This is a genomic window from Streptococcus suis, assembly GCF_046032535.1.
In the GTDB taxonomy this organism is placed as follows: domain Bacteria; phylum Bacillota; class Bacilli; order Lactobacillales; family Streptococcaceae; genus Streptococcus; species Streptococcus suis_AK.
On sequence record NZ_JARQPL010000001.1, the window covers coordinates 176057 to 187557 of the forward strand.

General features: G+C 43.3%; 2 protein-coding genes. Both read left to right on the forward strand.

From position 1 onward, the window contains the following. The first annotated feature begins 809 nt into the window (after positions 1-809). Positions 810-9431, forward strand: a complete 8622-nt coding sequence (locus P7J58_RS00845; RefSeq protein ID WP_408572531.1) for a SpaA isopeptide-forming pilin-related protein — start codon at positions 810-812, stop codon at positions 9429-9431. 124 nt (positions 9432-9555) lie between these two features. Beyond that, positions 9556-11501 (forward strand): isopeptide-forming domain-containing fimbrial protein (locus tag P7J58_RS00850; protein WP_408556360.1); only part of this gene is annotated, 1946 nt, incomplete at its 3' end.

Consider the following 11501-nt stretch of genomic DNA (forward strand, 5'->3'; position numbering starts at 1 on the left):
TTTTAGTAGGGTCTGGGCTTAGGTTCAGACTTTTTTTGTGCCATCAAATATATTCATTTATAGTGAAATGAAGCAGGACATATCTAAGTTTATCAATTTGAAAACTTTAAAGTTATTTTAGGAGTAGGTTATTGACACTATAACTTAAAGTTGTCCTTTTCCTAATTCAAATCACTATACTTTCGCATTTTCAGGTAGTAGGCGCTGAGATGTTGACAAGAACTCTAAGAAGTGGAGCTGGGCTTTTTGCCGGCCTCACTCATCCAATCAAGTTAACAACGTCTGCTTTCGATTTTCGAAGAGTATCAGTTATGCCTGTGACTTGTTGCCTAGTACTAAAAGCAAACTAAAATACTACAGGTTTAAGGATTTAGGTTTTCGCGCCGGTCGTGGAAATTGAGAATAACTACTTGATTTTTCGGGGGGGGGGGGGGGTATAATGGAAGAGAGCTTTTAAAAGCGTCACGATGTAAAAATGGTTTCTGCGCCTTGTTCCCATGTGAGCAAGGAAGTCGCAATTGTCGGAAACAGGAACCCATAGAAGTAAAGAGAAACTTTTTTTTGAGAGAAAGAATGAACCCGCAACCGTCATTTCAGCACAAAGAAAGTTTATCACTACATCTTGGACGAAATCAGTTTTAAAAAAAGAGACAAAGTAGTCGAGCAGGGTCTTGTAAAGCTTGATACCATTTTTTTGTCATTTAGGATATAAAAATCAATAGAAGTGCGAAACGTTAGACTGTTCACCATTGGAGTTGTATAGACACAATGGATTCAGCAAGTGGCTAAGCATAGGAGAGGAAAGAAAAATGCAGTCGTGGAAAAAGGCAGTGAGTCAATGGTTACTCGCCTTGTTAGTAGTAGATTCTGTGGCAACGCCAGTCCTTGCCTTATCAGAAACGATTTCAGAAGGAGTAAGGATACGCGATACTTACATAAAAGACTATCAAGAGGATGCCTCTAAGTTATCGCTTACCATTGATAGGGGACAAACAAACACCGAGCAGCTGGTTGTCAAACTCAAAGCTGCAGAAGGAGAAATCAACGAGCAAGGATTGACCTTGGTGCTACAAAGCGGTCTGGCTTTGCAACAAAATGACCAAGGTCAGGATATACTTCCTGAGGGTTTCTACCGAGATGAGGCTTATAATGAAAATGATAGGAAGGTTGCAGCAGCAGGTAGCGACGCACTCGCGGCCGGCCTCGAACAATTACCGGTTTATGGCGAAGGCTACTATTCACTGAAAATCAAACCCAGTGCTGACCGCCCTGTCACCTTAAATACAGACCCAAATGACAGTAGCAAGCGATTTGAAGAACATGTCTTTGTCTTCAAAAAGGTTGCCGAGGTTCAGACTGGGGAAATGGTCGCAATGACCAACGAACATTACCTGACCATTCTCAAAGAAAATCAATTGGTGTTTACTAATCAGGAAACGACAGAGATAACTGCATCAACCGAGATGCCAAGAGCCCCAGGTAGCCTGACCATTCAGCTCAGAGCATATGAAGAGAATAATCCAGACCCAAAGGTTCCCCTGACAGAAAGTGAGTTTGAAATTTCCCCAGTGGACCATCCCGAACAAACGACGAAAGGGAAGACGGATTTAAACGGAAATGTGACCTTTGAAAATATCGCACTAGGGACTTACACCATCAAGCAACTCACTTCTACCTCAAGTTATAATCTCGCTGAACAAATAGAAGCGGTAGAACTAACAGAATCAGAGCCTGCTAAGACAGTTCTCGTCATTAACCAACCAAAAGAAAGTTTATCACGTGCAGTACGACGCACACGCTCTGTATCAGAACGGGCTGCAGTCAATACGACGCTTTCTCCAAGTGTAGAGACCTACGGTATCACTTACGCCAATATTGATACCTTTGGTTATTATCAATTCCAAGATGGTTATTCTACTTATGGTGCTGGTATGGATATCAGGTGGAAACTACCGGCAGAAGCCAAGGAAGGGGACTACTTCACTTTGAAGTTTGGGAACCAGATTTTGCTGAACCGTGCTCCTATGTATGATGATAATGAGACAGTTCCCTACGATAGACTAGACAGTGTAGAGGACCGCTATCCTGATACACATATCGGGAACCTCTTCTTTACAGTTGTGACACGACAAAGTGCGACAGAACCAACAGGGATTCCGATTCTCAATGTCTACTATACCAAGGCAGGCGAGCTGACCTTCGTTGTCCAGAAGTATGCGAATGACAAAGGACCTATTGAAGGGGATGCCATTATCGGTAAGCTAGTTGATAAATACAATCTAACCGCTGTTACAGATGGTAATGGTCGCCACCGTGGTAGCAAGCGTATCCGACCAGCTGGTAACGGAGCAACCGATAGTAGGTTGGACTGGGATATCAACGACTTGGATGATCAAATCAAAAAGTATGACTTTTATGAAGGATTTTATCCCAACTATATGCTGATGACCGAGCAAGCGGGTGCGACTCCGACCAATGGTAACCCTTGGTTTTTAGGTCGGAAAATCATCTACACTTCCCAATATATGAACGGAACTCCAATTGACTTAGAAGACGCTAATGGTGATCCTAGTAAAAGTGGTGTTTATATCAATCAGCGAACACAGCTTTTTGAAACCACCCATGACTTTGGAGCAGGTGCTCAACAGACCTCCTCCTATGGTCGTGATGCACTCTTCCCCGTCTACGAAGATCGGAACTATCTGTACCACTACTTCGTATATAATGGAAATAGAAATGCGACTGGTCCAGGTGCTTGGGAAGTCTATCTAAGACCTACAGGTTCGGAACTCCAGATTGTCGATATCAAGCTCTTTGAAGGCTACAACGGTCAATATGCCAACAGTCCAGTGACCTCTATGGTGCCACCGATGGCTACCGTAGACCCAAACAATCCTGAAGCAGGTCAGCAAGTTTCCACTGGTAAGAGATTTAATCCCTACAATGCGACAGAGTGGATGGCAAACTGGGGTGGTCCAGAACACAATAAAACCTACTTAGCAATTATCAAGTCTAAAAAGAAGACTCCATCAGCTGAAGCAGCTGACCTCAACCGTTTGGGCTACCACATGGGAGTTCATTCTAGACAGAGTGTTTTTGCTACACGGCAAATCGTTGACTACTATGTACCGACGGAAGGCTTTGGTGCAGGTTGGGTAGTCCCTAAGGAGCCTAAAGACCTTTTGGGGAATTTCAAGATTCAGAAAACTGACCCAAATAAAGCAGTAGTTTACCCCAACTACCAAAAGGTTGGGGATGCTATTCAGTATCAGGATGACCATGGAAATACCTATACCTATAATAGCCTAAGCAAAAAATTTGTAGATAATCGCGGACAAAGTTTAAGTCAGAAGACAGACAATCAAGGCAATCTTCTCTTTGAAAATAACCTCCACAAAGTCTTTACCCAGAAGAAAAATGGCAGCACCATCACCTATACAGATGATACTGGTATTGTCTATAGTAAAAAGGCTGGCGAGGAAGATATTTATATCAGCCCAGATGGCAAGGTCTTCAGACCATCACGACCACTCCTCAAAGATTACGATGTCACTATCAAGGTAGAGGGGACAGTCGTGACAGATAGTGGCGGCAAGGTCTACCCACTCGCCAGTCAGTACAACAATGGTATTCTTGAAGTCGTAGACCGATTTGGAAATCTATTACGTATTCAAAAAACGACCGGAGGCTTGAACGCTTGGAAATTTGACCCTGGATCAGGAAGCTGGGGACCTGCGCAAGTCACCTCACAGGGTAGTGGTTTTTATACGATTTCTGCGCTCCAAATCTCCACAACTCGTATCCGTCCAAAACTAACAGAGACCTTTAGTTTCAGGATTACCGACACAGTGACAGGCCTTGTCTTCGATCATGAAGTGGACGAGTACGGCTATGCCATCTTCCCATCCTTGCTTGTTGGACATACCTATCTATTGGAAGAAACCTCCGCAAGGGTAGGCTATACACGTACACCAAAAGTCTACCGCTTAACGGTAACCGCTACTGGACAGATTACGATTGCAGATGTGAATGGAACTCCGATATCAAACGCGACTGATCCATTATCAATTGTAGATGCAAACAACCTCCTCTACTCCGTTGTCAATGATGTCGTCCGCCTCAAGATTAAAAAGACAGACGAAGATGGTCGTCTCATCACATCGGACAAAGCTACCTTCAAAGTCTATAAATCAGGTGATTACACGAACAATAACAACACTATCCGACCAAATACTGGAGCCGTACCAGTGGCGACCATTCAAACCTCAAAAGCGGATGGAACCGCTACGCTTTACGGTGAGTCAGAAGCGGTTGTTATTCCAAACATTATGACCAATGTTAACTACGGCATTGTCGAAGAGACTGCACCAGCAGGCTATCGTATCCTGACAACTGGTATCGAAGTGAAGTTGGTCCAAAATGGTTCCAACTATGTTTGGCAACTGGTTTCAGGTGGAAACAATGCCAGTCTAGAATCAGATAATCTCACTCTCAAGGTGAAAAACAGAGCTGACCTAGCCACTCTTGTCATCACTAAGAAAATCAAGGGACTCGAAAGTCTGAACGATTTGATTACTTCGCCTGTTACGTTCAAGTTGACCAAATTAAACGATACAAGCTTTAATCCAATCACTTTAAGGCAGAATGCTAATACAAGATTTGTGTTTAACAATTTATCAAAAGGCGTGTATCGTTTAGAAGAGACCGAACCACCGACAGGATATGTCAAATCCCCAACACCGTATACCGTTATCGTGGACAAAGGACGAGCTAGCTTGTACCAATCTGGTCAAGGAACAACGACTCAAGCTACGGGACTAACGGTCATCAAGTCAAACCACTTTGACAATGCGCCACTCTGGGGAGACAATATCGAAGGTAGAGCCTTGGACGGAAGCGACTCAACTGTTGCTCTCTACAAACTTGCCAATAACCGACTAGAGGAAGGTCAATGGTGGGGAGTTGATTTGGGAGAAATAAAAAATGTTTCCCGTATCCGCTACCTCCAAGGTCCAGCAGGAGGAAATGGAAGTGATAAGGATAGAATGGATAGTCTTGCGTTAGAGTATTCTGTCGATGGTCAAAACTACCAAAGCCTAGGCACCTATAATGCACCGACTGGTGGTTCTCTTGGAGAAGTATTGAAAGATACCGAAGTGATGGCACGTTATATCCGTGTTCGCAACCTCCGTCTCAAGACGAACGTCTGGTTAGCCATCAAGGAAATGACGATTACCACAAGAAACTCAATCACTCCGTTGACAGATGGGACACTTACTATCGGAAATATCCAAAATCCAAAATTACGGATTGAAAAGCAGGATACAAATGGGCAAGTCATTTCACAAAATGTCACCTTTAAACTCTATAAGGTAGATGATACAACAACAGCTGATAACGTTGTCATTCGAGAGGCTGACCATGTCCAAACTTTTGAGTTGACAAACGGTCAGGTAAGTCAGAATCTACAAACCAAGGTGCTAGGTCGGTACGCTCTGGTCGAAACGCAAGCACCGACAGGCTATACAGGACTGTCAGCCCCAGTGCTCTTGGAACTTTACGAAGCCAGTCAACCGCATAACACTCAGCTCAATAAGGCAGTCACACGCTTTAGAGTGCTCAGTCAAACAGACAAGGTAACGGTTGATGACAGTACCGCCGCAACGGACAATACCCTGAAAATGGTTGTCAAAAACGTGCGGAATACCTTCAACTTGAAGCTATTGAAACGAGACCTTGCGAATCCAAATACAGGACTTGATGCACGTTTTGAACTTTATGATGCCAATGAAACAGCCGTGATTAGTCAAGGTAATACCACACAGGCAGAAAATAGCCTCACCTTCCAAAATCTGCGCCCTGGCACTTACGTCCTCAAAGAGGTGACGCCGCCGTCAGGTTATATTCAAGTAGATCCAGTTCGAATTGAAATCACGCAGGCGGGTCAATTACAAATCTTGTCAGGAGATAGGAGCCTTCTAGAAATTGGTGCATCAAGTGGCAATACGCTTCAACTGACGGTCAAAAACGACCGATTAAAAACCTTGCGTATTTCCAAACGCATCAAGGGATTGGAAAACTTGCCGAGTCTTATCACAGGTCAGATGACCTTTACGCTGTCAAAAGACAACGACACAAGTTTCCAACCAGTGACCGTCACACAAGCTGCGAATACAGACTTCGTCTTTACTAACCTGACCTACGGTTCTTACACCCTTGTTGAAACAGCGCCTCCAGCGGGCTACATGGTGGAACCGCTTGTTTATAAAGTTGCGGTCAGTCGAGCAGGAGTATCCCTTTATCGAACAAGTGACCAAGTGACACCAAGTCGAGTCGAAGGGGCGAGCCTAATCACATCTCCTGATTTGAGTAATATTCAGAGTGGTCCTGAGAGCAATGCCATTGATGGAAATGATACAACTTTTGTGACCTATCATAATTTCAATGGTCAAGGAGATAATATTCCTGCTGGAGCCTATCTAGGGGTTGACCTACAAGGCGTGAAACGTGTTCGCCACATTCGCTACTTGCAAGGCACTCAGCGCAATCCGCTAGATAGATTCAACCGCTTCACACTTGAGTACTCAATAGATGGACGCACCTATTTCCCACTGTCTACTTATACAGTCAGTGGATTGGTCGATTTGAACACGGACATAGTGGCTCGCTACATTCGTGTGAGAAATGAAGACCGAGTAGAGCAGAAATGGTATGGGGTTCGTGAATTGACCGTCTCAGCTCAAGCTACAGAAACCGTTAACGCATTATCAACTGGTCGATATCCAATTGGCAATATCCAGCATCCTGAGATTCAAATCGAGAAGCAGGATATGAATAACCGTACTATCCAACAAGCAGTGACATTTAAGCTCTATAAAGTTCCAGATGATGCAACGTCACAAACGGTGACAGGCGCTCTGACAGATCAAAATCTTGTCCAAACCTTTACCTTAACAAATGGACAAGTTCGTCAGACCTTAGAAGCCAAGGTGCTCGGTCGCTATGCCCTTGTCGAAGGCGCGCCGCCAACTGGCTATCGTGGTTTAGCTAGTCCAGTCTTACTAGACTTGCAGACACTACAGCAATCCCATAGCGGAAGCCAGATGAAGACAGTGACACGATTCAACCTCGTTGGAACAAATGATAAGGTTAGGATTGATACCAATACTGCAAATGTGCTGAAGTTCATCGTAAAAAATGAACCTCTGACCTATCGTCTCAAGATACTCAAACGAGATGTCAATAATGCGGCGACAGGTCTCGACGCTCGCTTCGAACTCTATGATGCAACGGGTACGACTGTTATCGAACGTGGAAATACCAGTCAGGACGGATTTAGCTTGACGTTCCCAAACCTGAGTCCGAATAGCTATGTCCTGAAAGAGACAGTGGCTCCTGCCAATTACAATCCAATAGCGCCGATTCATTTGACCATTGACCAAACAGGGCAGCTAACTATCCAGTCAGGACCAAGTGACTTAATCGCTATTCAATCAGCAGATGACAGTCATCTTATCCAACTAACCATCAAGAATAGACCGTTTACGCCAATCAGTATTCAGAAGGTGGACAAACGCAGTAACGAAACAACCTTGACAGGAGTGCGGTTGCGGATTCAGGCTAAGAATGGCAATCAGATGCCACAATTTAGTGATCGAAATTGGCACGTAACGAACTATCAAGGTCGTGTGATTGACACTGAAAAGGCCCTTGAGTGGACGAGCTCAACTGCTGGAAATGCCGTCTTCCAGCTACCACAAGGAACCTATACTATCAGCGAACTCTCTGCACCAGCAGGTTACGAGCAACTACAGCCTTTCGATATCACTGTGGCAGAAGATGGTAGTGTCCAGCTTGCTCAGGGAACAAATACTGAGCAGGTTAGTCAGGGTCGAAAAGATGGTCGTATCAATATCAAACTCACCAACGTTTTCAAGCCTAAGATAAAGATTACCAAAGTCGACAGCCGTGACGCCAACCGCAAGCTTGCAGGTGCACGCTTCAAGCTATTTGGACCGAATGAAAATACGCAGATAGGTCAGGAAGTGACGACAGGCAGCAACGGTGAAATCACACTTCCAGGCTTGGAACCAGGTACCTACTATTTGCAAGAAAGCCAACCACCGACAGGTTATCAGGCTAATGCTCGCAAATACCAAATTGTAATCGCTGATAATGGCTCGGCTCGGATTAACAATCCTGATGCTAAGATTGAGATTGGCACTAGTCAAGATCAGGGTGCGGATAAGATTATCCCAATTACCGTTAAAAATGACCGGACACCATTTACAGTCAAAATCCGTAAGCGTGATTATGATGATACTAGTAGAGGTCTGGATGCACGCTTCCAACTCTACCGTAAAGATGGTGACCAAGAAGTACTGCTCCAAGGTCTAGTCGGCAATACCTCTGGGGCAAATTCTGAGCTACTCCTTCCAAATCTCTTGCCGAATACCTATGTCTTGAAAGAGATAACGGCACCAGCTGGGAATTATGAAGCGATTCGTCCGATTCAATTTACCATCACGGAAGAAGGACGCTTGCAGATTGATGTCAACGACCGTGGTTTTGCCTCGGTAGAAAATGGTGGAAACAGTCAAGAGCTAATTTTGCTGATTAAAAACATCAAGAAGTTCCGCCTGCGGATCAAAAAGCAAGATGCGACCAATGAGCAGACCTTGCTAGATGGTGCGAGATTTACCCTCTACCGTGCCCAAGGTCCTGAGGGTGGCAAATTAGAGCAGCTTGCGACTGGTGTAACTGCCAATGGACTAGCCGACATTGATGTCGGTCCAGGCTACTTTATCCTACAAGAAACCCAAGCACCAACAGGCTATGTCCTAAATGGTAAGGAATACATCTTCCAAATCAATCACAACGGAACTGTTTTACTCCGTAGCGATGATGACATGACCTCGCTACAGGGGGCAGATAATGACCGTGTGGTTGTCTTTACCATGAAGAATCAGAGGAAGATAGGACAGTTTAAGCTGGCCAAGCGTGCCTATAGTGACAGCGACCGTCGTCTCGCTGCGGTGTTTGAATTGAAAGAAGAGAATGGTGCGACTCCTGTTGCCACCAAGACGACAGCGACCGATGGAGAAGAAATTGTCTTTGACAACCTCCGTATCGGTCAGATTTACCAACTGAAAGAAACCCAAGCCCCTGAAGGCTATCAGCTCAATACGAAAGTTTACCGACTTCGTCTTACCGATAGTGGTCAAGTGGAACTCCTAGACGGAGATGACCTCTTGTCCCTAGATGATAGCAATAGGCAGTTGCTTACTGCTAAGAACCTGAAAAAAGGAGAGTATCCGAAGACAGGAGGTTTTGGAGTTCTACCATATATCACATTGGGAGGAGGGATGATGTTACTGGCTCTTGCCGTCGAGCTAGGAAAAGAAAAACGTTGGAAACGCATACGTAAATAGACTAGTCATCAGTTTATCTTTTATTACTTGGTTAACTGGTTTTGACGTACTTTAGTACAGTCTGTGACTCGTTGCTTAGTAGTAGAAGCAAACTGAAAGACTATAAAAAGAAAAGGAGAAAATAATGAAGAAGTTAACAAAATTATTCTCCCTCTTGACCGTTCTTCTGACGATGTTCGGTCCATTGGGAAATCTTCGACATTTAGTACATGCGAATGATGCGCAGCCACATAAAACAGCTGTTGTTGTTCATAAAGTTTTGATGAGCAAAAATGATTTTGATACATTTGCATTAAAAACGGATGACGAGAAAACAAGAAACGGAAGTGAATTACCTAAAGATCAGTTTGCTGGTTACTTTGGACAATCTGCGACAGAGATTTCAGGGGTAACATTTAAGGTTTATAAGAAAATAACACAAGAAAATGCTCAGGCTGTTACGGGTGAATCGCTTGGGATTTCAGGTGATAATGACAAGTATGTACCGTTAGAGGGTGAGTACGGAAGTAAAACTACTAGCGAATCTGGAGCAGAGTTCCAGCTTGATAATGGAGTGTATATTTTTGTAGAAGATAAGGTTAATTCTCCTTATTACAATAAAACTAACGGGGCCGATGCAGGTAAAGAGTTGACGGAAGCTCAAGCTGTACCATTCAGAATCGAACTGCCAATCACTCGTCCAGATGGTCAAGGCTACTTTGATACTAGTAGAGATCATAAACTTCATATCTATCCCAAAAATACAGAGAATAAACCTACTGTAACAAAGACATTTAAAGATGGCAGTACGGAAAACAAAAACGTTGCGATTGGCGAAGAGATTGAGTATAAGATTTCTACTACGATTCCAAAAGGTTCTTCTTATAAAACTCTTGTTTGGGAAGATACCATGCTTGAGGGATTGGACTTTGTAGTTAACTCAATAACTATCTCTTCTACTGAACTTGTTTCAATTTCGAAAGATACTCACTTCTCACAAGTTGAACAAGATAAACGCGGCTTTGTATTAAAGGCTAACGAAGAAGGATTGAGAGCTATTGAAGAGGCTGCTAAGCAACGTGATATTACTATCACTGTTACTTATAAAGGTATGCTTAATGATTCTGCTCAAGTCGAAACATTAATCCCTAACCAAGTAACTTTCCATTATGGTAACCGTCCTCGGACATTTACTGATGAAAAACCAAAACCAGTTACACCAGACCCAAATGGAAACAAAATTGTTGTAAATAAAACTTGGGGAAATGCAGTTGGTCCACATCCAGAAGTTAAGTTCGATATCTACGAACAAGAGACAGGTAAGAAAGTAGGGACTGTTACTCTTCCAGCGAATCAAAACAGTGCTGAATATTCTACTGATTTGAAAGCAGGCGTACAATATATTGTTATTGAACAACCAGTTTCAGGTTTCTTACCATCTTATACAGTTAATGTTAATGGAGTTGTAACTGTGACCAATAATCCATCAGATAACCCACCACCGTTAGTACCAGATAAACCAAAAGTAATCACCTATGGTAAACGCTTTGTGAAAACTGATGATAAAGATAGCGACGCTACTGATGTAAAAAAACTATTAGGTGCAGAATTTATCATTAGAAAAGATGGGAGAGAAGAATATCTTGCTTTGAAAGATGGTGATAGCAAGGTACAAGATGAGAATGATTATAAGGCCAAAGAGGCTGCTTACATAGAGGCTGTTAAGGTGGATTCCCCTGAAAAAGAAAATAAAAAAGCCCTTCGTGATGCAGCATATGAAAAATTGAATATGCAGTGGAAATGGGTATCCAATAAAGAAGAAGCATTTGTATTCATTTCAAGTACTGATGGTAATTTTGAAGTTAAAGGCTTAACTGCTGGACGTTATGACTTAATTGAAACAAAAGCTCCAGAAGGTTACGCTCTACCGTCCAATTTAATTCAATTTGAAGTTGGAGAAAACACCTGGACAGACACTACTTTGAAACAATCAATTAATGGACACAAACAAATCAAAAACAAAAAGATTACCATTCCACAAACTGGTGGCATTGGTACCCTTGTCTTCACAGTTGTCGGTTTGAGTGCAAT

Coding starts and splice junctions, on each gene's coding strand:
- P7J58_RS00845 (WP_408572531.1), top strand. CDS start 810: ATGCAGTCGTGGAAAAAGGCAGTGAGTCAATGGTTACTCGCCTTGTTA.